General features: G+C 67.3%; 20 protein-coding genes and 1 tRNA gene. 16 read left to right on the forward strand and 5 right to left on the reverse strand.

The window, feature by feature from the left end:
* Window positions 1-57: 57 nt before the first annotated feature.
* The 7 genes from P7V53_RS28465 to P7V53_RS28495 all read left to right on the forward strand — a co-directional run bounded on the left by P7V53_RS28465 (window position 58) and on the right by P7V53_RS28495 (window position 6,002).
* Window positions 58-134 (forward strand) — tRNA-Pro (locus P7V53_RS28465).
* A gap of 320 nt (window positions 135-454) precedes the next feature.
* The gene (pilB, locus tag P7V53_RS28470) at window positions 455-2,173 is read left to right on the forward strand and encodes a type IV-A pilus assembly ATPase PilB (RefSeq protein ID WP_280152853.1); all 1,719 of its coding nucleotides are present in this window, start codon (window positions 455-457) and stop codon (window positions 2,171-2,173) included.
* A gap of 61 nt (window positions 2,174-2,234) precedes the next feature.
* Window positions 2,235-3,458 carry a type II secretion system F family protein gene (locus P7V53_RS28475; RefSeq protein ID WP_280152854.1) on the forward strand — a complete coding sequence of 408 codons (1,224 nt, stop codon included), beginning with the start codon at window positions 2,235-2,237 and terminating at the stop codon, window positions 3,456-3,458.
* Complete coding sequence (locus P7V53_RS28480; protein WP_280152855.1) at window positions 3,455-4,306, forward strand: A24 family peptidase; 852 nt, start codon at window positions 3,455-3,457, stop codon at window positions 4,304-4,306. The genes P7V53_RS28475 and P7V53_RS28480 overlap by 4 nt, the downstream gene beginning before the upstream one ends.
* A gap of 16 nt (window positions 4,307-4,322) precedes the next feature.
* Window positions 4,323-4,955, forward strand: coding sequence for a dephospho-CoA kinase (coaE, locus tag P7V53_RS28485; RefSeq protein ID WP_280152856.1), 633 nt, complete (start codon window positions 4,323-4,325; stop codon window positions 4,953-4,955).
* Between the two features lie 76 nt (window positions 4,956-5,031).
* Window positions 5,032-5,787: a cell division protein ZapD gene (zapD, locus tag P7V53_RS28490; protein ID WP_280152857.1), complete on the forward strand. Its 756-nt coding sequence runs from the start codon at window positions 5,032-5,034 to the stop codon at window positions 5,785-5,787.
* Between the two features lie 11 nt (window positions 5,788-5,798).
* The gene (locus tag P7V53_RS28495; protein WP_280152858.1) at window positions 5,799-6,002 is read left to right on the forward strand and encodes a DNA gyrase inhibitor YacG; all 204 of its coding nucleotides are present in this window, start codon (window positions 5,799-5,801) and stop codon (window positions 6,000-6,002) included.
* 12 nt (window positions 6,003-6,014) lie between these two features.
* Here the strand turns inward: P7V53_RS28495 and P7V53_RS28500 are convergent, their stop codons facing one another.
* On the reverse strand, window positions 6,015-6,935 hold the full coding sequence (locus P7V53_RS28500) for a caspase family protein (protein ID WP_280152859.1): 921 nt from the start codon (window positions 6,933-6,935) through the stop codon (window positions 6,015-6,017).
* A gap of 242 nt (window positions 6,936-7,177) precedes the next feature.
* Between P7V53_RS28500 and groES the strand changes: the two genes are divergently transcribed.
* The 3 genes from groES to P7V53_RS28515 all read left to right on the forward strand — a co-directional run bounded on the left by groES (window position 7,178) and on the right by P7V53_RS28515 (window position 9,594).
* Entirely contained in the window at window positions 7,178-7,468 is a 291-nt protein-coding gene (gene groES / locus P7V53_RS28505; protein ID WP_280152860.1) for a co-chaperone GroES, read from the forward strand.
* A 62-nt stretch (window positions 7,469-7,530) separates the two neighbouring features.
* Window positions 7,531-9,177: a chaperonin GroEL gene (gene groL, locus P7V53_RS28510; protein WP_280152861.1), complete on the forward strand. Its 1,647-nt coding sequence runs from the start codon at window positions 7,531-7,533 to the stop codon at window positions 9,175-9,177.
* A gap of 159 nt (window positions 9,178-9,336) precedes the next feature.
* Complete coding sequence (locus tag P7V53_RS28515; protein WP_280152862.1) at window positions 9,337-9,594, forward strand: hypothetical protein; 258 nt, start codon at window positions 9,337-9,339, stop codon at window positions 9,592-9,594.
* 29 nt (window positions 9,595-9,623) lie between these two features.
* On the opposite strand, the gene yihA is transcribed toward P7V53_RS28515, so the two are convergent.
* Window positions 9,624-10,322: a ribosome biogenesis GTP-binding protein YihA/YsxC gene (yihA, locus tag P7V53_RS28520; protein ID WP_280152863.1), complete on the reverse strand. Its 699-nt coding sequence runs from the start codon at window positions 10,320-10,322 to the stop codon at window positions 9,624-9,626.
* Window positions 10,323-10,384: 62 nt separating this feature from the next.
* Between yihA and P7V53_RS28525 the strand changes: the two genes are divergently transcribed.
* The 6 genes from P7V53_RS28525 (at window position 10,385) to P7V53_RS28550 (ending at window position 16,696) form a co-directional block, all read left to right on the forward strand.
* On the forward strand, window positions 10,385-11,011 hold the full coding sequence (locus P7V53_RS28525; RefSeq protein WP_280152864.1) for a c-type cytochrome: 627 nt from the start codon (window positions 10,385-10,387) through the stop codon (window positions 11,009-11,011).
* 85 nt (window positions 11,012-11,096) lie between these two features.
* Complete coding sequence (locus tag P7V53_RS28530) at window positions 11,097-13,274, forward strand: cytochrome c biogenesis protein ResB (RefSeq protein WP_280152865.1); 2,178 nt, start codon at window positions 11,097-11,099, stop codon at window positions 13,272-13,274.
* The gene (gene ccsB, locus P7V53_RS28535) at window positions 13,271-14,611 is read left to right on the forward strand and encodes a c-type cytochrome biogenesis protein CcsB (RefSeq protein WP_280152866.1); all 1,341 of its coding nucleotides are present in this window, start codon (window positions 13,271-13,273) and stop codon (window positions 14,609-14,611) included. Before P7V53_RS28530 ends, ccsB begins: the two co-directional genes overlap by 4 nt.
* Before the next feature lie 54 nt (window positions 14,612-14,665).
* Window positions 14,666-15,007, forward strand: a complete 342-nt coding sequence (locus tag P7V53_RS28540) for a hypothetical protein (RefSeq protein ID WP_280152867.1) — start codon at window positions 14,666-14,668, stop codon at window positions 15,005-15,007.
* A gap of 71 nt (window positions 15,008-15,078) precedes the next feature.
* Entirely contained in the window at window positions 15,079-16,056 is a 978-nt protein-coding gene (gene msrP / locus P7V53_RS28545; RefSeq protein ID WP_280152868.1) for a protein-methionine-sulfoxide reductase catalytic subunit MsrP, read from the forward strand.
* An 82-nt stretch (window positions 16,057-16,138) separates the two neighbouring features.
* A complete protein-coding gene (locus P7V53_RS28550; protein WP_280156639.1) occupies window positions 16,139-16,696 on the forward strand; it encodes a protein-methionine-sulfoxide reductase heme-binding subunit MsrQ in 558 nt (185 codons plus the stop codon).
* Window positions 16,697-16,703: 7 nt separating this feature from the next.
* Here P7V53_RS28550 and P7V53_RS28555 read toward each other — a convergent pair whose 3' ends face one another.
* The 3 genes from P7V53_RS28555 to uvrA all read right to left on the reverse strand — a co-directional run bounded on the left by P7V53_RS28555 (window position 16,704) and on the right by uvrA (window position 25,469).
* A complete protein-coding gene (locus P7V53_RS28555) occupies window positions 16,704-18,626 on the reverse strand; it encodes an acyl CoA:acetate/3-ketoacid CoA transferase (RefSeq protein WP_280152869.1) in 1,923 nt (640 codons plus the stop codon).
* 88 nt (window positions 18,627-18,714) lie between these two features.
* On the reverse strand, window positions 18,715-19,722 hold the full coding sequence (locus P7V53_RS28560; RefSeq protein ID WP_280152870.1) for a cupin-like domain-containing protein: 1,008 nt from the start codon (window positions 19,720-19,722) through the stop codon (window positions 18,715-18,717).
* A complete protein-coding gene (uvrA, locus tag P7V53_RS28565) occupies window positions 19,719-25,469 on the reverse strand; it encodes an excinuclease ABC subunit UvrA (protein ID WP_280152871.1) in 5,751 nt (1,916 codons plus the stop codon). Before uvrA ends, P7V53_RS28560 begins: the two co-directional genes overlap by 4 nt.
* Between the last annotated feature and the right edge of the window lie 345 nt (window positions 25,470-25,814).

Here is a 25,814-nt window from a genome sequence, read left to right on the forward strand (position 1 = left end):
CTGGGCGCCGGAAATCCGCTGAAGACAGCGCCGCAGCCCGTGCGGCGCTCGGCAAATCGGGGTGTAGCTTAGCCTGGTAGAGCGCTACGTTCGGGACGTAGAGGCCGGAGGTTCGAATCCTCTCACCCCGACCAGCATCGCTGGCCACTTGCCGAAACGCGACACGCTCCAGAGCTTTTGCACTTTGTTTCCGAGCCGTGTGCGTCTTGCCGCTCAAAGCCGCGCCTAGCGTCGTCGTGAATTGTTGGCAGTTGGTCGTATCTCCGCGATTTACACCATCTGACGATTCGGCGATCATCGTTGGGTTGTCTTGTGGAGTGAACACTCAGTGTCTCGACATTGCGCTGCCGGCCCGCGAGGTGCCCAGCGTGTCCTATCGTCTGCCTGCTGCCCCGAACGCCTCCGCTCGACGGCGGGTCGCGGCGTTTCGCAACCACAGCGGACGCACTGAGCCATGGAAGCACTCAGCGACGCACCGCAGTCCACGCTCTCCGGGGTCGCTCGCGTTCTCGTCCATGCCGGACGGCTGAGCCTCAAGACCGCGGAAGACCTGGTCAAGGGCGCCAAAGAGAAGAAGATCAACTTTGTCGCATCGGTGCTGTCGGCCGGCGCGATTACCCCGTCCGAGCTCGCGCACACCTTGTCCGGCTCGCTCGCGCTCCCCCTGCTCGACCTCAATGCCGTCGACTCGCAAAGGCTGCCGCGCAACATCATCGACGGCAAGCTCTCGGCGCAGTACCAGGTGGTGGTGCTGGGCAAGCGGGGCAACCGACTGTTCATCGGCGGCTCCGACCCGACCGATCAAGAGGCTGTCGAGCGCATCAAGTTCGCCACCCAGCTGACGCCGGAATGGGTGATCGTCGAGCACGACAAGCTGCTCAAGATCCTCGACGCCACGGGCGGCAGCGCAAGCGAAGCGCTCGAGTCGATCGCATCCGGCGATTTCGAATTCGACGTCACCGACGACGTCACCTCCCAGGAGGCGGCGGATACGTCATCGTCGGAGGTCGAGGACGCCCCGGTCGTACGCTTCCTGCAGAAGATGCTGATCGACGCCATCAACGCGCGCGCATCCGACCTGCATTTCGAGCCCTACGAGTACCACTACCGCGTGCGCTTCCGTATCGACGGCGAGCTGCGCGAGATCACACAACCGCCGATCGCGATCAAGGACAAGCTCGCGTCGCGCATCAAGGTCATCTCCCGGCTGGACATCTCCGAAAAACGCGTGCCGCAGGACGGCCGCATGAAGCTCAAGTTCGGCAGCAAGGCCATCGACTTCCGGGTCAGCACCCTGCCGACGCTGTTCGGCGAGAAGATCGTGATCCGGATCCTCGACGCGTCGAGCGCCAAGCTTGGTATCGAGGCGCTCGGCTACGAGAAGATCGAGAAGGACCGCCTGATGGGCGCGATCCAGCGTCCTTACGGCATGATCCTCGTGACCGGCCCCACCGGTTCGGGCAAGACGGTGTCGCTGTACACCTGCCTCAACATCCTCAATCAGCCGGGCGTCAACATCTCGACGGTCGAAGACCCGGCGGAAATCAACTTGCCGGGCATCAACCAGGTCAACGTCAACGACAAGGCCGGCATGAACTTCGCCGTGGCGCTGAAGTCGTTCCTGCGGCAGGACCCGGACGTCATCATGGTCGGCGAAATCCGCGACCTCGAAACCGCCGACATCGCGATCAAGGCCGCGCAAACGGGTCACCTGGTCATGTCGACGCTGCACACCAACGACGCGCCGACGACGCTGACCCGTCTGATGAACATGGGGGTGGCGCCATTCAATATCGCTGCCAGCGTGCTGCTCATCACCGCGCAGCGGCTTGCGCGCAAGCTGTGCGAGAACTGCAAGCAGCCGGCGGAGTACCCGCGCGAGGCGATGTTGAAGGCCGGCTTCTCCGAGAAGGACCTTGACGGGACGTGGAAGCCGTACCGCGCGGTCGGCTGCTCGGCGTGCAGCAACGGCTACAAGGGCCGGGTCGGCATCTACCAGGTGATGCCCATCAGCGAGGAGATCCAACGCATCATCCTGGCCGAGGGCACCTCGATGGACATCGCCAAGCAGGCACAGGTGGAGGGCGTGCGCGACCTGCGTCAGTCGGGTCTCGTGAAGGTGCGTGCCGGTGTCACCACACTCGAGGAAGTGATCTCGGTCACCAACGAATGACCGGCGCACACAGTCAAGAGGCAACAACGTTTGGGCGAGGAGCGCGATCCTCGGAGGCACTATGGCGACTGCACTAGCCGCAAAGCAAAACATCAGGGACCTCGTCTTCGAATGGGAAGGCAAGGACAAGAACGGGAAGATCGTGCGCGGCGAGATGCGTGCCGGCGGCGAAGCCATGGTCAGCGCCAGCCTGCGGCGCCAGGGCATCCTGACCACCAAGGTCAAGAAGCGCCGAACCAGCGGCGGCCGTGCGATCAAGCAGAAGGACATCGCCATCTTCACGCGCCAGCTGGCGACGATGATGCGTGCCGGCGTGCCTCTGATCCAGTCGTTCGACATCGTCGCCCGCGGCAGCGCGAATCCCAAGGTCACCCGACTGCTCACCGACATCCGCAGCGACATCGAGACCGGCACCAGCCTGTCCGCGGCGTTCCGCAAGCACCCGTTGTATTTCGATTCGCTGTACTGCAACCTGGTCGAAGCCGGCGAGGCAGGCGGCATCCTGGAGGCGCTGCTCGAGCGGCTGGCGATCTACCAGGAAAAGACGATGGCCATCAAGAACAAGATCAAGTCGGCCATGATCTACCCGGTGGCGGTTCTGGTGGTCGCCTTCGTGGTGCTCGCGGTCATCATGATCTTCGTGATTCCGGCGTTCAAGGAAGTCTTCACCTCCTTCGGCGCCGACCTGCCGGCACCGACGCTGCTGGTCATCGCGATGTCTGAGTTCTTCGTCAAGTACTGGTGGGCCATCTTCGGCTTCCTGATCGGAGGCACGTACTTCTTTTTCCAATCGTGGCGCCGCTCCGAGAAGATGCAGAAAATGATGGACCGCTTGCTGCTGCGGCTTCCCGTGTTCGGCGACCTCGTCAACAAGTCGGCGGTGGCACGGTGGACGCGCACGCTGTCGACGATGTTCGCTGCCGGCGTTCCCCTCGTCGAAGCGCTCGACTCGGTGGGCGGCGCGGCCGGCAATGCCGTTTTCGCCGAAGCGACCGAGCAGATCCAGAAAGACGTCTCGACCGGCACCGCGCTCACCACATCGATGCATTCGACCGGCGTGTTTCCGATCATGGTCCTGCAGATGGTCGCGATCGGCGAAGAGTCGGGCTCGCTCGACCAGATGCTGGGCAAGGCGGCAGAGTTCTATGAGGACGAAGTCGACGAGGCGGTGAAAGGCCTGTCGAGCCTGATGGAGCCCTTCATCATCGTGATTCTCGGTACGTTGATCGGCGGCATCGTCGTATCGATGTACCTCCCGATCTTCAAGATCGGCTCCGTGGTGTGACGCCCGAGTTCTCCCAGGTCCTGCTGTCGCCGTGGCTGCTGGGACTGCTCGGACTGTGCATCGGCAGCTTCCTCAACGTGGTGATCCACCGCCTGCCGCAGATGCTGGAGCGCGGCTGGAAGCTCGACAGCGCCGAGATGCTCGGCGTGAAGGTCGAGGTGCCCCCCCGGCTGACGCTGTCGAAGCCACGCTCCCGCTGTCCATCGTGCGGGCACGGGATCGCCTGGCACGAGAACATCCCCGTGCTGAGCTGGCTGCGCCTGGGCGGCAAGTGTTCCGCCTGCAAGGCGCCCATCTCGCCGCGATATCCGTCCGTCGAGATCCTCACCGGCGCGTTGTTCGCCGCCACCGCCTGGCGTTTCGGAGCGCAGCCCACCACGGTGCTGTGGTGCGGCTTCGTCGGCACGCTCGTGGCGCTGGCCGGCATCGACTGGGACACGACGCTGCTGCCGGACAACGTCACCTTGCCGCTGCTGTGGGCGGGCCTGGTCGCCGCGGCGCTGGGATGGACCATTCCCCTGAGCTCCTCGCTCTGGGGCGCCGTGGGCGGCTACCTCTCCTTGTGGACCGTGTACTGGATCTTCAAGCACGCGACCGGCAAGGAAGGCATGGGTTACGGCGATTTCAAGCTGCTCTCGGCGCTGGGTGCCTGGCTGGGGGTTCAGATGCTCCTGCCCGTCGTGCTGGGCGCATCGTTGCTCGGCGCTGTCGTCGGCATCGGCATGAAGCTCACCGGTGCGCTGCGTGAAGGACGCTACGTGCCGTTCGGGCCGTTCCTCGCCGGCGCAGGCGTCGTCGTGATGCTGGCCGGTCCGCAGCGGGTGCTCGGCTGGCTGGGCTGGGCCTGAATCGGCGGAAGCGACAGTGACCGCGGCGCCGGGCTTGCGACTGGGCCTCACGGGCGGCATCGGCAGCGGCAAGAGCACTGTGTCGGCTCTGCTCGCCGATCACGGCGCAGCCGTGATCGACACCGACGCCATCGCCCGTCGCCTGACCCTGCCGGGCGGCTCGGCCATCGCGGGCATCCGGTCCGAATTCGGCGACGACTTCATCGACACCACGGGTGCGCTGGACCGCGAGCGCATGCGCGACCTCGCCTTCGCCGATCCGCGGGCGAAGCGTCGGCTCGAGGGCATCCTGCACCCGCTGATCGGCCTCGAAGCGGAACGCGAGGCCCGCGAGGCCGGCGCCGCGGTGCTGGTGTTCGACGTGCCGCTGCTGGTGGAGTCGGGACGCTGGCGGCAGCGCGTCGATCGCGTGCTCGTCGTCGATTGCAGCGAACAGACGCAGGTGGAGCGGGTCACCAAGCGTGCTGGCTGGCCGGCGCAGACGGTGCGCTCGGTCATTGCTGCCCAGGCGTCCCGCGCGGCGCGGCTGGCCTGCGCCGATGCGGTGGTCCACAACGACGGCATCACGCTCGAGCAACTCGCGATGCAGGTGGACACACTCTGGCGGCAATGGCGCGTCCCTGGCAGCGACGCGGGCGGAACCCTGTGAAACAATCCGGAGTCGACGCTCTTGCAGTGCGCGCCCCGCGCGTCACTGCTTCCATGCCAGACCGAGGAAGTCTCACTTGGTTCTCTACGAATACCCGTTCAACGAGAGCATCCGAACGATGCTGCGGCTGGAACACCTGTTCGACCGTCTCGGCCAGCTGATCCCCCGCGACACCGCCGTCGATCATCACTACGCGCTGGCGACCATCTTCGAGATCATGGACGTCGCTTCGCGCGCCGACCTGAAGTCCGACCTCCTGATGGAGCTCGAGCGTCACAAGACGCAGCTGGCCGGCTACCGTGGCAATCCGTCGATCTCGGAGCAGGCGCTCGAGGAGATGATCGGGAGGATCGACCATGCCTTCCATTCGCTGAACCAGCTGCCGGGCAAGGCGGGCCACGCGCTCACCGCCAACGAGTGGCTGATGAGCATCCGCAGCCGCATCAGCATCCCCGGCGGCACCTGCGAATTCGACCTGCCCGCGTATCACGCATGGCAGAAGCTGGAGCCACTGCGGCGCCGCGCCGATCTGGTCCAGTGGATCGCCAGCCTGACGCCGCTGGCGGAAGCCTTGAACGTGCTGCTCGGGCTTCTGCGCGATTCCGGCGTGCCGCACAAGGTGGTGGCGCAAGCGGGCCAGTACCAGCAGAGCCTGCCGGCCGGCAAGACCTACCAGCTGATGCGTGTGCGGCTGAACGGTAACGAGCCGCTGGTGCCCGAAATCAGCGGCCATCGCCTCATGGCTTCGGTGCGCCTGATGCGACAGGATGCCGACGGTCGCCTGAAACCCAGCACGGCGGATACGGCGTTCGAGCTCACGTTGTGCGCCTAAGGAAGGGCAGCATGGCGAGCACGGCCAAGCGCATCGTGACCTGTCCCACTTGCGGTGGCGAAAGCGTGTACGCCCCCGAGAACCCACATCGTCCGTTCTGCAGCGAGCGCTGCAAGAACGTCGATTTCGGCGCCTGGGCCACCGAGAGCTACCGCGTCCCCGCGCCGCCAAGCTCTGCCGACGAGAACCGCGACGAGCCGTCGTCGCCGCATTGAGCGCCCTGGCTGCTACACGCTGAAGGGCTGCTGCGCCATCAAGGCGCCGGCTGCGCCCAGCGCAAACAGGTTGGGCGACTGCGTCGGCGGCAGACGGGCCCGGATGCGTGCGTGGAAGCTGGCGTAGCTGCCCTTGAATCCCCCGTTGTTCCAGACCGCCAGCAACTGCTCGGTGAAGGCGCCGTTGTGGGCGCCGTCCATCGACGTCTGGTTGTCCTGGCATCCCGAGATCAGCACAGCGGCGGCCTTGAAGTTCCTCACGACCCCGGTCAGCCGGCTGCTGACGGCGACGTTCGCCAATGCCTGGTCCGGATCGATGACGCCGTCGCCTGCCGCCTTGGCCACTTCACGCTGCAGCCTGTCGTAGAAGGCCTGGTTGTCGCGATAGGTGCGCAGCCCGACGCTGCGCGGCATCAGCTTCGGCCGCTGGGACGGCTGCGCCGTCGGCACGATGGCCACGGTGGCCGGAAGGTCGCGCGTGACGGTGCCGCTGTGGCAGCTGTCGGACAGCACGACGATGCGCACACCCGCACGGAATCGACCAAGCTCGTGGTACAGCTCGTCGTCGATCAGCTGCGCGTCGTAGAGGCACCAGGTCTCGTCCTGCTTGTCGTCCTCGTCGCCGGTGACGTCAGGCACCTGGCCGCCGTGGCCGGAGTAGCTCAGGAAGAAGAGGTCGCCCGATTTCAGCGCCTTGGCGGCGGCACGGATGGAAGACAGCACCTTGGCGCGGGTGCCCTTCTTCGTCAGCAGCACAGTGGCCTTCATGCCCTGGACCTTGGCAATCGCCGCCATGTCGTTGGCGTCGAACTCGCACGCCGACAGTTCGCCCGACCAGCCTCCGTAGTGCGCCGGATCCACCGAGTTGAGCCCGATGTGGAGCGAAACCGCCTGGTGCTTGGGCACGGATCTGCCGTGGGTGCTGCTGGCCATGATGAGTCGCCCTCCATCGCTGCGGGATCGCGCGAGCCACTGTACGAGCCGGGCTTACCGCGCGATACGCCTAAGGCATGGGACGGTCTTGAAACCGTTCTTCGCGACCCTATAATTCGCCTGCTAGCACTCAGACATGCCGAGTGCTAACGACGGCAGCCGATGGCGCCGTCGAAAAGTTAATGAGCGCAAACTCTCGCTCATTACCCCAGACGTCCGTGTGAGACCCCAAGGAGATGCTAATGAAACTTCGTCCGTTGCACGATCGCGTGATCGTCAAGCGCCTCGAAAACGAAACCAAGACCGCATCGGGCATCGTCATTCCCGACAACGCCGCCGAGAAGCCCGATCAGGGTGAAGTGCTGGCGGTCGGTCCCGGCAAGCGCAATGACAAGGGCGATTTCGTGGCGCTGAACATCAACGTCGGCGACCGCGTGCTGTTCGGCAAGTACAGCGGCCAGACCGTCAAGGTCGAGGGCGACGAACTGCTGGTGATGCGCGAAGAAGACCTGTTCGCCGTCGTCGAGAAGTAAGCCGGCTGGCACTTCCCGCGAATCCGCGAACCCCTGAACAAACTGAATTCGGAGAACAAAACATGGCAGCAAAAGACGTTGTCTTCGGCGGCGAAGCACGTGCTCGCATGGTCGAAGGCGTGAACATCCTCGCCAACGCCGTCAAGGTCACCCTCGGCCCCAAGGGCCGCAACGTGGTCCTCGAGCGCTCGTTCGGTGCCCCCACCGTCACCAAGGACGGCGTGTCGGTCGCCAAGGAAATCGAGCTGAAGGACAAGCTCCAGAACATGGGCGCCCAGATGGTCAAGGAAGTCGCTTCCAAGACCAGCGACAACGCCGGTGACGGCACCACCACCGCCACCGTGCTGGCCCAGGCCATCGTGCGCGAAGGCATGAAGTACGTGGCCGCCGGCATGAACCCGATGGACCTGAAGCGCGGCATCGACAAGGCCGTCACCATCCTCGTCGAACAGCTGAAGAAGCAGTCGAAGCCCACCACGACGAGCAAGGAGATCTCGCAGGTCGGCTCCATTTCGGCCAACAGCGACGAGTCGATCGGCCAGATCATCGCCGAGGCAATGGACAAGGTCGGCAAGGAAGGCGTCATCACCGTCGAGGACGGCAAGAGCCTGAACAACGAGCTCGAAGTCGTCGAGGGCATGCAGTTCGACCGCGGCTACCTGTCGCCTTACTTCATCAACAACCCCGAAAAGCAGTCGGCCGTTCTCGAGAACCCGTTCGTGCTGCTGTACGACAAGAAGATCAGCAACATCCGCGACCTGCTGCCCACGCTGGAGCAGGTGGCCAAGTCCGGCCGTCCGCTGCTGATCGTTGCCGAAGAAGTCGAAGGCGAGGCGCTCGCCACGCTGGTGGTCAACACCATTCGCGGCATCCTGAAGGTGGTCGCCGTCAAGGCGCCGGGCTTCGGCGATCGCCGCAAGGCCATGCTGGAAGACATCGCCATCCTGACCGGCGGCAAGGTCATCTCGGAAGAAGTCGGCCTGACGCTCGAGAAGGTCGCGCTGGCTGACCTGGGCCAGGCGAAGCGCATCGAGGTGGGCAAGGAGAACACCACCATCATCGACGGCGCGGGCGCCGGTGCCGACATCGAGTCGCGCGTCAAGCAGATCCGCGTTCAGATCGAGGACGCCACCAGCGACTACGACCGCGAGAAGCTGCAAGAGCGCGTGGCCAAGCTGGCCGGCGGCGTGGCGGTGATCAAGGTCGGTGCCGCCACCGAAGTCGAGATGAAGGAGAAGAAGGCCCGCGTCGAAGACGCCCTGCACGCCACGCGTGCCGCGGTGGAAGAAGGCGTGGTGGCCGGCGGTGGCGTGGCCCTGCTGCGCGCCCGTCAGGCGGCCGGCGACATCAAGGGCGACAACCCCGACCAGGACGCCGGCATCAAGCTGGTGATCAAGGCGATCGAATCGCCCCTGCGCGAGATCGTCTACAACGCCGGCGGCGAGCCGAGCGTGGTCGTCAACGCCGTCCTGGCCGGCAAGGGCAACTACGGCTTCAATGCCGCCAACGACACCTACGGCGACATGATCGAGATGGGCATCCTGGATCCGACCAAGGTGACGCGCACTGCGCTGCAGAACGCCGCTTCGGTCGCTTCGCTGATGCTCACCACCGAAGCCATGGTGGCCGAGGCGCCGAAGGACGAAGCGCCCGCGGGCGGCATGCCCGGCGGCATGGGCGGCATGGGCGGCATGGGCATGGACATGTAAGTCCGGCCTGCGCCAATCCGAAAGGGCTGCTTCGGCAGCCCTTTTTCATGGGCTTCGCGATCCTCTCCCGCGATTGCGGGGAGGGCACCCGGTCCGGGGATGGTCCGGCCAGACCGCTCGCGCGAGACTGGCAGCGCGGACATGGTGATGGGTGCAGCGATGACGTACAGCGAACTGATGCGGGTGAGCAATGGCTGCGTGCAGTCCTCCGAGGGGTGGATGGCGCAGCTCATCGGTCGGGAGGCGATCGAGTACTCCAGCGGTTCGGCAGCGTGCATCGTCAACGTCGGCTACTCGGCCGAGGTCCGTGCCGGCGTCATCTACGCCAGCGAGTCCACCTCCGATCTCTTCCCCCGGCTGCGCGAGCACATGAGCTCGGCCGCGCCGCTACTCGACGGCCGCTACACGGTGGTCTGAGCACGCGCGGTCAGGATCGCCGGCGCGAATCAGTGCGTCCAGCCGTGAAGCACCATCGCGGCATCGCCGACGCCGGTCTTGTTCAGCGCCGAGAACAGCGTGACACCGACATCGGCCTCGTCGGTGGTCATGTCGCCCAGCGCGTCCTGGGCCCCGGCCAGGGCTTCACGCGACTCCTTGCGGTTCAGCTTGTCGGCCTTGGTGAGCATCACCAGCAGCTTGACTGAGCCGTTGCCCACGCGCGGCGCGACGAACGCGAGCAGCTGCCGGTCGAGCTCGGTGAAACCGAGGCGTGCGTCGATGAGCAGCACGACGCCGCTCAGGCTGCGGCGCACCTCGAGGTAGTCGGCCATCACGCGCTGCCACCGCAACTTGGCGTCGCGCGCCACGGTGGCGTAGCCGTAGCCGGGAAGGTCGGCGAACAGCGCGTCGGGTGCGCCCTTCGGACCCAGCTCGAACAAGTTGATGTGCTGCGTGCGGCCAGGCGTCTTGGAGGCGAACGCGAGGCGCTTCTGCTGCGTCAGCGTGTTGATCGCAGTGGACTTGCCGGCGTTGGAGCGGCCGACGAAGGCGATCTCGGGCAGCTCGGTGGGCGGCAGCTGGTCGAGCTGGCTGGCCGTGGTGAGGAAGCGCGCGGTGTGGGCCCAGGCCAATGCGAGCTTGTCGTCGCTGGCCGGCGCTTCGGATTCGGTGGCATCGCCGGAGCGTGGCTGGTTTTGATCGGTCATGAGGCCACCCAAAGCGGTCATTGTAAAATCTCCGGGTTTTGCACCAGAGAAATCCATCCGACATGAAGTCCGCTGCCCGCCTGCTGTCCGGCCTCTTGCTCCTCGCGTTCGCCGCCACCGCATCGGCCGCCGACGCCGCTCCCGCCGCGGCCAAGCCCGATCTGGGGAAGGGTCAGGCCAAGTCGAACGAGGTCTGCGTCTCCTGCCACACCAACGACGGCTCGCGCGGCGCTCCCGCCAACCCCATCCTGCAGGGCCAGCACCCGGAGTACCTGGTCAAGCAGCTCACCGAGTTCAAGGGCGACAAGCGGCCCAGCCCCATCATGAAGGGCTTCGCCTCGCAGCTTTCCGAGCAGGACATGAAGAACGTGGCCGCGTTCTACGCGAGCAAGCAGGCCAAGCCGGGCTTCGCCAAGAACAAGGAACTGGTCACGCTGGGCGAGAAGATCTACCGCGGCGGATTGCCCGACCGCGAGATCGCCGCCTGTGCCGGCTGCCATGGCCCCAGCGGTGCCGGCATCCCCTCGCAGTACCCGCGCCTGGCAGGCCAGCATGCCGACTACACCGAGACCCAGCTCAAGGCCTTCCGCATCGGCGTGCGCAACAACCCGCAGATGAATGGCCTCACGCTGAAGATGACCGACAAGGAAATCTCGGCCGTGGCCGACTACATCGCCGGTCTGCGCTGAACCCATTGAACCTGTGGCGAAGAGGCCGGTCTAGCACCGGCCTCTTCGCTTTCAGCGCGGTCCCCGCCCCTCGGATACTTCCAGCATGAGCCTTGCGACGACCGGCATCGAAGTCCACGCCCGATCGCGCTGGCTGCGCGACACCGTCGAGCTGGTCTCGTCGATGCGCTTCGCGATCTCGCTGCTGACGGTGATCTGCATTGCCGCGACCATCGGCACCGTCGTCAAGCAGAACGAGCCGGCCGGCAACTACGTGAACCAGTTCGGTCCCTTCTGGGCCGATGTGTACCGCGCGCTCGGCCTCACCGGCGTCTACAGCGCCTGGTGGTTCCTGCTCATCCTCACCTTCCTGGTCGTGTCGACGAGCCTGTGCATCGCCCGCAACACGCCGAAGATCCTGCACGACTTGCGTCACTACAAGGAGCACTTGCGCGAGCAGGGCCTGCAGGCCTTCCACCTGAAGGGGCAGGGCACGACGGCCGAAAGCCGCGAGGCGGCGTTCGAGCGGGTGTCCAGTCTGCTGGTGCGCGCCGGCTGGAAAGCCAAGGTCCAGGTGCGCGAGCACGGCACGATGATCGCCGCGCGTCGCGGCGCGGCCAACAAGCTGGGCTACATCGCCGCGCATTCGGCCATCGTGCTCGTCTGCGTCGGCGGCCTGCTCGACGGCGACCTGATCGTGCGGGCACAGATGGCGCTGCAGGGCAAGACCGCCTTCAGCGGCGACGGCTTCATTCGCGACATTCCCGCGGCGCACCGCCTCGGCCCGGCAACACCCACCTTCCGCGCCAACCTGCGGGTGCCCGAGCAGGGCCGCTCGGGCGTCGCGGTGATCGGGATGCAGGACGGCTTCGTTCTGCAGGAGCTGCCATTCGACGTCGAGCTCAAGAAGTTCATCGTCGACTACTACGCGACCGGCATGCCCAAGCTGTTCGCCAGCGAGATCCTCATCCACGATCGGGAGACCGGCCAGACCATCACGGCCACCGTGAAGGTCAACGAGCCGGCCTTCCACCGCGGCGTGGCGATCTACCAGAGCGGCTTCGAGGATGGCGGCTCGGCGCTGAAGCTGCGCGCCATCCCGATGGGTGCCGGCGGCGAGCCCTTCGACCTGCAGGGTGTGGTCGGCACGAGCACCACGCTGACCAACGCATCCACCGGCGGCCGCGACACGCTGACGCTGGAGTTCACCAACCTGCGCGTCATCAATGTGGAGAATTTCAGCGCGCCGGGCGGCGGCGCCTCCACCGACGTGCGCAAGGTCGACCTGGTCGGCTCGCTGCAGCAGCACCTGGGCTCCGGCGCGAAGGTGCGCACCAAGAAGGAGCTGCGCAACGTCGGACCCTCGGTGAGCTACAAGCTGCGCGACGCGGCAGGCCAGGCGCGTGAGTTCAACAACTACATGCTGCCGGTGGAGATCGACGGACAGAAGGTCTTCCTCGCCGGCGTGCGCGACACGCCGGCCGAGAACTTCCGCTACCTGCGCATCCCGGCCGACGAACAGGGCAGCCTGGCCGGCTGGTCACGGCTGCGCGAGGCGCTGGGCAATCCTGCGCTGCGCGACAAGGCCGCCGAGCGCTACGTGCGCGCTGCCACGCCCGCCGACAAGCCGCAGATGGCGCCACAACTCAAGGCCACGGCGTCTCGCGTGCTCGCCCTGTTCGCCGCCGCCGAGTCGGTCAAGCCGGGCCAGAAGCCCCCCGGCGGATTGCAGGCGATCTCCGACTTTCTCGAAGCCAGCGTGCCCGAAGGCGAGCGCGCCCGCATCTCCGACGTGCTGCTGCGCATCCTCAACGGCAGCCTGTTCGAGCTGATGAACCTCGCGCGCGAAAGCGCCGCCCAGTCCCCGCTGGAGCCCAGCGAGACCACGCAGGCCTTCATGACCCAGGCCGTGCTGGCGCTGTCGGAGAGCTACTTCTATCCAGCGCCGGTGCTGCTGGAGCTGACCGACTTCACGCAGAAGCAGGCCAGCGTGTTCCAGGTGGCGCGCGCACCCGGCAAGACACTGGTCTATCTCGGCGCGGTACTGCTGATCGTCGGTGTGTTCGCGATGCTCTACATCCGCGAGCGCCGCCTGTGGGTGTGGATCTCACCCGAAGCCGACGGTGCCGCGCACATCACCACCGCGTTGTCGTCCACGCGCCGCACGATGGACGCCGACGCGGAATTCGAATGGCTCAAGCAGGCCATCCTCGGCCAGCCCGCCCACCCCGCCGTGCGTCTGGACATCTCCCACCGTGAACGCGGCCCGTCGGAGGCTTCATGAACACCACCACCCTCGCCCTCGGCCGTCCCGGCTGGTTCTCCGGCCGCACCGTCTTCGACTGGCTGTTCGCCGCGCTGGTCATCACCGGCGGCGCTTACGCCTTTCGCCGCTACCAGGCCGCGATGGACGGCTACGAGCAAGCCATCCTGGTCGGAACGATTCCTGTCGTCGTGGCGCTGGGCTGGTTCTGGGGCAGGCTGCGCCTGCTGATGATCGCCGTGGGCGCCGCCTCGCTGCTGGCCATCGCGCTCTACAGCCGCAGCGTGGATGCCTTCGGCGCCGACCTCGCGCAGGCCGACAACGTCTTCCTGCTGAAATACTTCCTGTCGAGCCAGAGCGCCATCCTCTGGATGAGCGTGCTGTTCTTCATGAGCACTGCCTTCTACTGGATCGGCTTCCTCGCGAAGGTCGAGGACAACGCCGCCGTGCGCCTGGGCTCGCGCATCGCCTGGGTCGCGGTGTTCATGGCACTCACCGGGACGCTGGTGCGCTGGTTCGAAAGCCACCAGATCGCGCCCGATGTCGGCCACATCCCTGTCAGCAACCTGTACGAGGTGTTCGTGCTGTTCTGCTGGCTGACGACCCTGTTCTATCTCTACTACGAGCAGCACTACGCCACGCGCTCGCTGGGCGCCTTCGTGATGCTGGTGGTCAGCGCCGCCGTCGGCTTCCTGCTCTGGTACACGGTGGAGCGTGAGGCGCACGAGATCCAGCCGCTGGTGCCGGCGCTGCAGAGCTGGTGGATGAAGCTGCACGTGCCCGCCAATTTCATCGGCTACGGCTCGTTCGCCCTGTCGGCCATGGTGGCGTTCTCGTACCTGGTGAAGCGGCATGCGGCCGAAGGCCACTGGCTGAAGCTCGCGCCGCTGTTCGTGCTGGGCATGGTGCTGTGCCTGGAGCCGGTGGTCTTCCGCAAGAACCCGATCGAGGCGATCAGCAGCTACTGGGCGGTGTATTTCGGCAGCGCGGCGCTGATCGTCGGCGGCATCCTGCTGGCGCGCCGGCGGATCGCCGAGCGGCTGCCGGCGTTCGAGGTGCTCGACGACGTGATGTACAAGTCGATCGCCGTCGGCTTCGCCTTCTTCACGATCGCGACCATCCTCGGTGCGTTCTGGGCCGCGGAGGCCTGGGGCGGCTACTGGAGTTGGGACCCCAAGGAGACCTGGGCGCTGATCGTGTGGCTGAACTACGCGGCCTGGCTGCACATGCGCCTGATGAAGGGCCTGCGCGGACCGGTGGCCGCCTGGTGGGCGCTGACGGGCCTGGCGGTCACGACCTTTGCCTTCCTGGGCGTGAACATGTTCCTGTCCGGGCTGCATTCGTACGGCGAGCTCTGATCCGGCGTGGGTTGCGGCGTATAGTGACCGCCAACTCGACTCCGACGTTCCGACATGCCGTACGTAGCGCGCAACGCCGAAGGCCGCATCGAAAGCCTGCATCGCGAACGCAGCCCGCAAGCGCCCGAATTCGTCGACGAGCGGCATCCCGAAGTGCTGGCCTTCCTCGGCGGCCGGGCGCCGCAGAATCCCCAGGACTTCAGCCGCCTCGATGCCGACTTCGTGCGCGTCATCGAGGACGTCATCGACACGCTGATCGTCAAGAACATCATCAACATCACCGACCTGCCCGGCGAGGCGCAAGCCAAGCTGTTCGCGCGCAAGAGCTTCCGCGAGCGGGTGTCCAAGAGCTCGCTGAGGCTGTTCGAGCCGACCGACTTCGGCGACGTCGTGTAGGGGCAAGCCCTGGTCCGTAAGATCGGCGCGGGCGCACCGACTGAGCTTGGCGCCCCTTCCGGACCCCCGCCATGCACTTTCACAAAGACCGCGCCTATTGCCTTGCCTCGGCCGAGATCACGCCACGCGAGGTCTACGAGGACCGCCGCCGCCTGCTGGCCCTGCTGGCCGCCGGCTCGCTGGCGCCCTGGGCGTCGCGCGACGCCTTCGCGCAGGCCGCCCGCCCCGGCAAGCTGGCCGCTCTGCCCGGCGTGCGCACCGCCGTTGCGGGCGCGCTGACGATGGAAAAGCCCACGCCGTACAAGGACGTGACCGGCTACAACAACTTCTACGAATTCGGCACCGACAAGTCCGACCCGGCGCGCAACGCCCACACGCTGAAGACCCGCCCGTGGACCGTGTCCGTCGAAGGCGAGATCAAGAAGCCCAAGGTGTACGACATCGACGAGCTGCTCAAGCTCGCGCCGCAGGAAGAGCGCATCTACCGGCTGCGTTGTGTCGAGGGCTGGTCGATGGTGGTCCCCTGGATCGGCTATTCGCTGGCCGAGCTGATCAAGCGGGTCGAGCCCACCGGGAACGCCCGGTTCGTCCAGTTCGTCACGCTGGCCGATCCGAAGACCATGCCGTATGTCGGCTCACGGGTGCTCGACTGGCCTTACGTCGAGGGCTTGCGCCTCGACGAGGCGATGCACCCGCTCACGCTGCTGGGCTTCGGCCTGTACGGCGAAGTGCTGCCCAACCAGAACGGCGCACCGGTGCGCGTGGTGGTGCCGTGGAAGTACGGCTTCAAGAGCGGCAAGTCGATCGTGAAGATCCGCTTCGTCGAAAAGGAGCCCCGCACCAGCTGGGTCGTCGCCGGCCCGCAGGAATACGGCTTCTATTCCAACGTGAATCCCACCGTCGACCATCCGCGCTGGAGCCAGGCCACCGAGCGCCGCATCGGCGAGGACGGCCTGTTCCAGAAGAAGCGTGCGACGCTGATGTTCAACGGCTACGAGTCCCAGGTCGGCCAGCTGTACGCCGGCATGGACCTGGCGAAGCACTTCTGACGGAGTGGCCGTGTCCGCCGTGCTGAAACCCGCCGCTCCCGCGCGCGCCAAAACGCTGCTGCTGCACCCGTCGGCCAAGCCGATGGTGTTCCTGCTGTGCCTGTTGCCGTTCGCCTCGCTCTTCCACGGCGCCTGGACCGATTCGCTGGGCGCCAATCCGGCCGAGACGCTGATCCGCGCCACCGGCGACTGGACGCTGCGCTTCCTGTGCATCACGCTGGCGGTCACGCCGCTGCGCCAGTGGACCGGGCAGGCGGCGCTGGCGCGCTTTCGCCGCATGCTGGGCCTGTTCGCGTTCTTCTACGTCGTGCTGCACTTCCTTGCGTACGCATGGCTCGACATGGGCTTCGAGCTGCAGGCGATCGTCAAGGACATCCCGAAGCGGCCCTTCGCGCTGGTGGGCTTCGCGGCCTTCCTGCTGATGCTGCCGCTGGCCGCCACGTCGTTCAACCGCGCGGTGAAGGCGCTGGGCGCCAGGCGCTGGCAGCTGCTGCACAAGACCGTGTACGCCATCGCGCTGCTGGGTCTGCTGCACTTCTTCTGGATGCGCGCGGCGAAGAACAACTTCGCCGAGGTCGCCGTGTACGCGGTCGTGATCGCGCTGCTGCTGGGGTGGCGGGTCCGGCAGCGCCTTCGGTGATCCCCGTTCATCCTCCCGCCAGCCGCGCCTTCACAAACCCGCTGGCCGCATACCGCGTCACCTTGTCGTAGTACCGCCGCGTCAGCCGCTGCACCATGGCGGCATACGCGTCCATCAGGTCCGGCAGGATGCTGAAGTGGTCGTAGTTGACGACCACCTGCACGCGGTGGCCCAGCGGCTTCACCCGCCGCTCCACCTCGGCTTCGATGTCGGCGACGTCCTGCTCGCTGTTGACCGCCAGGCCCTCGAAGTTGATGAACAACAGGCCGCTGCGCGGATCCAGCTCGATGCGACTGGACAGCGGCAGCGCGAGCATGCGCTCGCGCAGGTCCAGCGTCGCTTCGCGGAACAGCGCGGTCTCCATCAGCCGCAGCTGCGCGCTGATCGCGGGCGTGAATTCCATCTGCTGCAGGATGTGGCGCTCCAGGTCGATGCCCGGCGCGATCTCGATCAGCTCGAGGCCGGCATCGGCCAGGCGGAATACACAGCGCTCGGTGACGTACAGCACCGGCTGGCCGCGTTGCCGGGCCAGGTCGCCGCTGAAGGTGCGGTGCTCGACTTCGCGGACGAACTTGGTGTTCGTGCCCTCGCTCGTGATGACCAGCCGGCCGTTTTCAATGCGGGTGCTCAGCCCGCAGGCGTTGAAGGTGCCCACGAACACCACGGCCTTGGCGTTCTGGCTGATGTTGATGAAGCCGCCGGCGCCGGCGAGCCGAGGGCCGAACTTGCTCACGTTGAGGTTGCCGTGCTGGTCGACCTGCGCCAGCCCCAGCACCGCGAGGTCGAGGCCGCCGCCGTCGTAGAAGTCGAACTGGCTGGGCTGGTCGATGATGGCCTGCGTGTTGACCGCTGCGCCGAAGTTGAGCCCGCTGGCCGGGATGCCGCCGATCACCCCGGGCTCGGCGGTCAGCGTCAGCAGGTCGATGATTCGCTCCTCGGCCGCCACGTCAGCCACGCCTTCGGGCATGCCGATGCCGAGATTGACGACGGCGTTGCGCGTGAGCTGCAGCGCAGCGCGGCGAGCGATGACCTTGCGTTCGGTGAGCGGCAGCGCCGGCAGCGTGTTCATCGGCACGCGGATCTCGCCGGCGAAGGCCGCGCTGTACGGCGTGGCAAAGGTCTGCATGTGGTGCTCGGGCTTTTCCGCCAGCACCACGCAGTCGACCAGCACGCCGGGAATCTTGACCTGGCGCGGATTCAGCGAGCCGCGCTCGGCGATGCGCTCCACCTGCGCGATGACGATGCCCCCGCTGTTGTGCGCCGCCATCGCGATGGCGAGCGCTTCCAGCGTCAGCGCCTCGCGCTCCATCGTCAGGTTGCCATCGGGGTCTGCCGTGGTCGCTCGGACGATTCCCACCTGGATGGGAAACGCCTTGTAGAACAGCACCTCCTCGCCGTCGATCTCCATCAGCCGCACCAGGTTTTCCTCGGTGCGCCCGTTGACCTTGCCGCCGCCGTGTCGTGGGTCCACGAAGGTGCCCAGGCCCACGCGGCTCAACGTGCCGGGCTTGCCGGCGGCGATGTCGCGGAACAGATGCGCGATGACGCCCTGCGGGAGGTTGTAGGCCTCGATCTCGTTGCCAACGGCCAGCGCCTGAAGCTTGGGCACCAGCCCCCAGTGGCCGCCGACCACGCGCTTGACCAGGCCGGCGTGGCCGAAGTGGTTCAGGCCGCGTTCCTTGCCGTCGCCTTGACCGGCGGCGTAGACCAGCGTCAGGTTGCGCGGTGAGCCGAGGCCAGCGTCAGCCTGCGCGGCAAGGAAGCGCTCTTCCAGCGCGACCGCCACGCCTTCGGGAAAGCCGATGCCGACGAAGCCGCCCGTGGCGACGGTGTCGCCGTCGTGGATCAGCCGCACCGCTTCGGCGGCACTGACGATCTTGTCGGGACGCGCCGGGCTGGCGGTCGCCGGATGAGACGTGTCGAGCTGCATGACCGAGCCTTCCGCGCCCGCACACAGCGGCGGGCGCCGTCGATCATCCGCCGCCACTCGCCGCTTGTGGCCCCTCGCAAGCCCTGATTCAACGCTGCAGCGTGGCGATCAGCCGCTGGCGCAGCTGCTCGGCCCGCTCGGGCGTGAGGGGACCCAGCAGCCCGCGATGCGGCGCCGGGATGTGCTCCGCCGGATCGGCATCGAAGACATAGTGGACGAAGACGGCCTGCCAGGCGCGGCGCAGCTCGGGCGGCAGCGAACGGACGTGCAGCATGGCGTGCAGCAGAGAGCCGAACACCGACGCGGTCGAATCCACGGCGCCGAGCGAGCCCTTCCACCAGTAGTTGACGAGCACGTTGAGCCTCCTGTCGAGCGAGGCCACGTGATGCCACCACAGCGTCGGAATGAACAGCGCATCGCCGGGCTCGAGCTCGGCCACCTGAGCCGCGGCCAATGCCTGGGCAAAGCGCGGATGGCGCTCGAGGTCGGGTGCGGCCAGGTCGACCATGCTGATCGGCGTGCCGGTCGGCGCGTGATCGAGCGGACCGATGTACAGGTTGCCGATCTGCTCTGGCGGGAACAGCGTGAAGCGCCGCCGTCCGGCGACGACGCAGGCGACGTTCTGCGACTCGTCGAAATGCGCGGGCACGATGACGCGGTTGCCCATCCACAGCCGCGGCACGACGGAAGGATCGAGCAGCGGCAGCGGGTTCTGCGCAACGAAGCCGGGCAGGCAGTCGGGAATCGGCGTGCTCTGCACCGCGACGGAGGGCGGCTCGTCGAAGTGCGCGTAGCGAGAGAGCTGATCGACGATGGCCGACAGCGGCACGCGGTTGCGTGCGAAGTTGAAGCCGTCCATCGCCTCGTTGTAGAAGATGCGCCCCTTCTCCCGCGGCGGCAGCAGGATGGCGTCGACCGGCTGGCCGTTGTCGAAAGTGCCCAGATAGCGGCAGAACGCCGCCGGCGACTGGCACGCCTGCGCCACCGCGGGCCAGTGCCGCACCAGGCCGCGCAGCACGGCGGGCCGGGCCAGCGGCTCGATCTCCGAGCGGAAGCGGGCCTCGTCCACGCCCTGGTACTCGGCGATCGGCGTCATCGCTCGCTCCCGGATGAGGGTCCGTTCGCCAGCGCATGGGCCGGCAAGGTGCGCGGGGCCGGCCCGCCGCCGCCCGCGCGCGCCAGCACCGGCCGCAGTGCGGCACCGGTGTGGCTGGCGGCGCAATTGACCAAGCCTTCCGGGGTCGTCTCGGCGACGACGCTGCCGCCGCGAACGCCGCCTTCGGGGCCGAGATCGATGATCCAGTCGGCCTCGGCGACGACGTCCAGGTCGTGCTCGATGACAACCACGCTGTGACCGCCGTCGACCAGGCGATGCAGCACGCGGATCAGCTTCTCGACATCGGCCATGTGCAGGCCCACCGTCGGCTCGTCGAGCACATACAGCGTGTGGGGCGCCTTGTTGCCGCGCCGCGTGACGTCGTCGCGCACCTTCGTCAGCTCGGTGACCAGCTTGATGCGCTGCGCCTCGCCGCCCGACAGCGTCGGCGACGGCTGGCCGAGCGTCAGGTAGCCGAGGCCGACGTCCTTCAGCAGCTGCAGCGGGTGCGAGATGGAGGGCATGGAGGCGAAGAACTCCACCGCTTCATCGACCTCCATGCGCAGCACATCGCCGATGCTCTTGCCGCGCCAGCTCACCGCCAGCGTCTCGGCATTGAAGCGCTGGCCGTGGCACACGTCGCATGGCACCTTGACGTCGGGCAGGAAGCTCATCTCGATGGTGCGCACGCCCTGCCCTTCGCAGGCCGGGCAGCGGCCCTCGCCGGTGTTGAACGAGAAGCGCGCCGGCGCGTAGCCGCGTGCCTTTGCTTCCAGCGTGTCGGAGAAGAGCCGGCGGATCATGTCCCAGAAGCCTATGTAGGTGGCCGGACACGAGCGCGGCGTCTTGCCGATCGGCGTCTGGTCGACCTCGAGCACGCGATCGATCTGCTGCCACCCGGTGATCGCGTCGCAGCCCTGCCAGCTCGGCTTGGCGCCGCGGGTATTGATGAACTGCAGGTTGGAGAGCAGCACGTCGCGCGCAAGCGTGGACTTCCCCGAGCCGCTGACGCCGGTGACCGCGACCAGCCGCTTCAGGGGCACGTCGACCTGCACCTGCTGCAGGTTGTGCAGCGAAGCGGCCACCAGCGACAACCGTGGCGTGTCCGGCTCGACCGCCCGGCGCTTCTGCAACGGGTGCACCAGCGGCGAAGCGAGGAAGCGGCCGGTCACCGAGGCCGCATGCGAAGCCAGCTCCGAGGCCGTGCCCTGCGCGACCAGCGTGCCGCCGCGCTTGCCCGCGCCCGGACCGATGTCGATGATGTGGTCGGCGCGCCGGATGGTGTCCTCGTCGTGCTCCACGACGACCAGCGTGTTGCCCTTCTCGCCGAGCTTGTGCAGCGCATCGAGCAGGATCTGGTTGTCGCGCGGATGCAGACCGATGGTCGGTTCGTCGAGCACGTAGCACACGCCCTGCAGGTTGCTGCCGAGCTGCGCGGCGAGACGGATGCGCTGTGCCTCGCCGCCGCTGAGCGTGGGCGCGGCGCGGTCGAGCGTGAGATAGCCCAGCCCCACTTCCTCGAGGAACTCGAGCCGGCTGTGGATCTCGGTGATCACGTCGCGCGCGATGTCGGCATCGCGGCCGATGAGCTGCAGCGACTCGATCCACTTGCGCGCATCGGACACCGACCATTGCGCGATCCACGCGATGGAATGACCGTCGAAGGTGACGCCGCGCGACACCGGGTTGAGCCGCGTGCCGCCGCAGTCGGGACACGGCTCGTCGACCACGCCCTCGACCTCGGTCTCCTCCGACGGGAAGCTCTGCTCGCGGCCCTTGTCGTCGCTGTCGCGCTGGGAATCGTCGTACGCCTTGCGCTGCTCGCGCGTCAGCGCGAGGCCGGTGCCGACGCAGGTGGTGCACCAGCCGTGCTTGCTGTTGTAGCTGAACATGCGCGGGTCCAGCTCCGGGTAGCTGGTGCCGCAGGCCGGGCAGGCGCGCTTGGTCGAGAACACCTTCACCGTGCCGATGTGCGCCGTGGGCCCGTCGCCCAGCATGGCGCCGTGCAGCCCGTCGAGCGGCGCCAGGAGGTGCATCACGCCCTTGCCGAGCTCCAGGGTCTTGGCCAGCATCGCGCGCAGCTCCGCCTCGGTGTCGGGACTCACGACCAGGTCGCCGACCGGCAGCTCCAGCGTGTGCTCCTTGAAGCGGTCGAGCCGCGGCCACGGATCGACGCTGGTGAACTCCCCGTCGACGCGCAGGTGGCTGTGGCCGCGTGCCTTGGCCCATCTGGCAAGGTCGGTGTACACGCCCTTGCGGTTGACGACCAGCGGCGCCAGCAGCCCGACGTGCTCGCCCTTGTGGTCGCGGATCAGTTGCGCGGCGATGCTCTCGGCGCTCTGCGGCTTGACCGGCGAGCCGTCCTTCACGCAGTGCTGCAGGCCGAGCTTGACGTACAGCAGGCGCAGGAAGTGCCACACCTCGGTGGTGGTGGCCACCGTGCTCTTGCGGCCGCCGCGCGACAGCCGCTGCTCGATCGCCACCGTCGGCGGAATGCCGTACACCGCGTCCACCTCGGGCCGCCCCGCCGGCTGGACGATGCTGCGCGCGTAGGCGTTCAGCGACTCGAGGTAGCGCCGCTGTCCCTCGTTGAACAGGATGTCGAAGGCCAGCGTGCTCTTGCCCGAGCCCGACACGCCGGTGATCACGCTGAACTGCCCGCGCGGGATGCTCACGTCGAGCGAGCGCAGGTTGTGCTCGCGCGCATTGACGATGCGGATCACCTGCTCGCTCACCCGCCGCTCGTCGCGCGCCTGCTTGACCAGGCTCTGCAGCGGGCGCCCCTCTTCCGCGGGGACGCCGTCGATGCCGAGCGCCAGGTCGTATTCGGCGAGCGCCTTGCCGGTGTGCGAACTCGGGTGGCGCTTCACTTCCTCCGGCGTGCCGCTGCAGACGATCTCGCCGCCGCCTTCGCCACCTTCGGGGCCGAGGTCGACGAGCCAGTCGCAGGCCCGGATGACGTCGAGGTTGTGCTCGATGACGATCAGCGAGTGGCCCGCGTCGAGCAGCTTGCGGAAGGCGCGCATCAGCTTGGCGATGTCGTCGAAGTGCAGGCCGGTGGTCGGCTCGTCGAACATGAACAGCGTGCCCTTGCGCGCCAGCGGCTGGCGGCTCGTGCTGCCGTTCCTGGCCGCTTCGGCGAGGAAGCCTGCCAGCTTCAGGCGCTGCGCTTCGCCGCCCGACAGCGTGGGCACCGGCTGGCCGAGCTTCACGTACTCGAGCCCGACGTCGACGATGGGCTGCAGCGTGCGCACCACGTCGCGGTCGCCGGCGAACAGCTGCACGGCCTCGCTGACGGTGAGCTCCAGCACGTCGGCGATCGACAGGTCGCGCATCTCCGTGCCCGCGCGGCGCGAGATCTTCACGTCGAGGATCTCGGCCCGGTAGCGCCGGCCGTCGCAGTCGGGGCAGCGCAGGTACACGTCGGACAGGAACTGCATCTCGACGTGCTCGAAGCCCGAGCCGCCGCAGGTCGGACAGCGGCCGTCGCCAGCGTTGAAGCTGAACATGCCGGCGCCGTAGCCGCGCTGCGTCGCCAGCGGCGCGTCGGCGAACAGGCGGCGGATCTCGTCGAAGGCGCCGACATAGCTCGCCGGATTGGAGCGCGCCGTCTTGCCGATCGGCGACTGGTCGACGAAGACCGCGTCGGTGAGCCAGTCGGCGCCCAGCAGGCGGTCGTGCGCGCCGGGCGTTTCGGTGGGCTTGCCGAAATGGCGGGCCAGCGCCGGAAACACGACGTCCTGCATCAGCGTGCTCTTGCCCGAGCCGGACACTCCGGTCACGCAGACCAGGTGCTGCAGCGGGAACTCGACCGTGATGCCCTTCAGGTTGTGGTCGCGCGCGCCTTCCACGATGAGGCGCGGCGTCGTCGGCGTGACCATGCGCTTGATGCCCATGCCGACGTGCTTTCGCGCACCGAGGTAGGCACCGGTCAGCGTGTCGGCGTGGCGGATGGCATCCGGCGTGCCGTCGAAGACGATGTTGCCGCCTCGCTCGCCGGGACCGGGTCCCATGTCGATCAGGCGATCGGCGGCCAGCATCACCGCCGGGTCGTGCTCGACGACGACCAGCGTGTTGCCGGCATCGCGCAGGCGGTGCATCGCCTCGACGATGCGGTTCATGTCGCGCGGATGCAGGCCGATGCTGGGTTCGTCGAGCACGAACATGGTGTTCACCAGCGAGGTGCCGAGCGCGGTGGTCAGGTTGATGCGCTGCACCTCGCCGCCGGACAGCGTGCGGCTCTGCCGGTCGAGCGTGAGGTAGCCGAGGCCGACATCGCACAGGTACTTCAGCCGCGTGCGGATCTCGTCGAGCAGCAGCTTCAGCGCCTCGTCCAGCATGGTGCTGGGCAGCGACAGTGCATCGAAGAAGCGGCGGATGCGCAGGATGGGCATCAGCATCAGGTCGTGCACCGTCAGGCCGGGCATCGCCTCGAGCTGCCCGCGCGTCCACGCCACCCCCGCCGGCAGGAAGCGCTCGTGCGGCAGCAACACCGCGTCGGCGTCGGCCCGGGAGCCCAGGCGCCACAGCAGCGCCTCGGTCTTCAGCCGGGCGCCGCCGCACACCGTGCACGGCGTGTAGCTGCGGTACTTGGACAGCAGCACGCGGATGTGCATCTTGTAGGCCTTCGACTCGAGGTACTCGAAGAAGCGCTTGACGCCGTACCACTGCTTGTTCCAGTTGCCGTTCCAGTGCGGCGAGCCGTGGATGACCCAGTCGCGCTGCGCCTGCGTGAGCTGCGACCACGGCGTGTCGCGCGGGATGCCGGCCTCGCCGCCGTACTTCAGGAGATCGTCCTGGCACTCCTTCCAGGCCGGCGTCTGCATGGGCTTGATCGCGCCCGAGCGCAGCGTCTTGCGGTGGTCGGGAATGACGAGCCCGTAGTCGACGCCGATCACGCGGCCGAAGCCCCGGCAGGTCTCGCAGGCGCCCATCGCGGAGTTGAATGAGAACAGCGCCGGCTGCGGATCGCTGTAGCGGATGTCGCTCTCGGGGCAGTGCAGGCCGGTGGAGAAGCGCCACAGTCCGGGCTCGCCGGCCTCGGCCAGCACGTAGACGTTGACGCGGCCGCTGCCGCGCTTGAGGGCCACCTCGATCGCCTCGACGGCGCGCGCCTTCTCGGTGTTCTGCAGGCGGAAGCGGTCGGCGACCACGTCGAGCATCTTGCGCGGGCCGGTCGGCGATGCGACCTCGCGCTCGGCCTGCACGCGCGTGAAGCCGCTGGCCGCGAGCCACTGCTCCACCTCGTCGGCCGTCACGCTGGCGGGCAACTCGACCGGGAAGGTGACCGCGAGGCGCGGATCGTGCTCGCGGGTGCGCTCGAGCAGCTCGGCGTAGATGGTCTCCGGCGAGTCGTGGCGCACGCGCCTGGCCGTCTGACGGTCGAACAGCTCGGCGGCGCGGGCATACAGCAGCTTCAGGTGGTCGTTGAGCTCGGTCATCGTGCCGACGGTCGAGCGCGACGTGCGCACCGGATTGGTCTGGTCGATGGCAATGGCGGGCGGCACACCGTCGACGCGGTCCACCGCCGGCCGGTCCATGCGGTCGAGGAACTGACGCGCATAGGCGCTGAAGGTCTCGACGTAGCGCCGCTGTCCTTCCGCATAGAGCGTGTCGAACACCAGGCTCGACTTGCCCGAGCCGCTGGGACCCGTCACCACCGTCATCTCGCCGGTGCGGATGTCCAGGTCGAGGTTCTTCAGGTTGTGCTGGCGGGCTCCGCGAATGCGGATCAGACCGGAGGTCATGGAGATGGTGCTTCGAAGGCGAAGCGGAGCATTCTAGGGAGGGCGTGAATCCTGCACGCGGCGTGCTGTCGCTCGGTGTCGGCGCCCATCGGCTGATGGCGATGGAAAGTCATCGCCATGCGCCGGGCGAAGCTTCCCAGAATGCCTATCGACAGACTGGCCGCCCATCCGCGTTCGCAATTGAAAACGGTTGTAACAGCGTCAGTTACGGTTCACCAAAACCCGCTATCGTCCGCGCGCGCAGGAGTGCAGGTGGACACTGCACCCGGCCGTTGGGGCCGGCGTCGCTCATCGCTGAAGACGCCGGAATGAAACTTCGGCACGCCCGCCAGGGCGCTGTCCGGG

It is taken from the genome of Piscinibacter sp. XHJ-5, assembly GCF_029855045.1.
Classification (GTDB): domain Bacteria; phylum Pseudomonadota; class Gammaproteobacteria; order Burkholderiales; family Burkholderiaceae_C; genus Albitalea.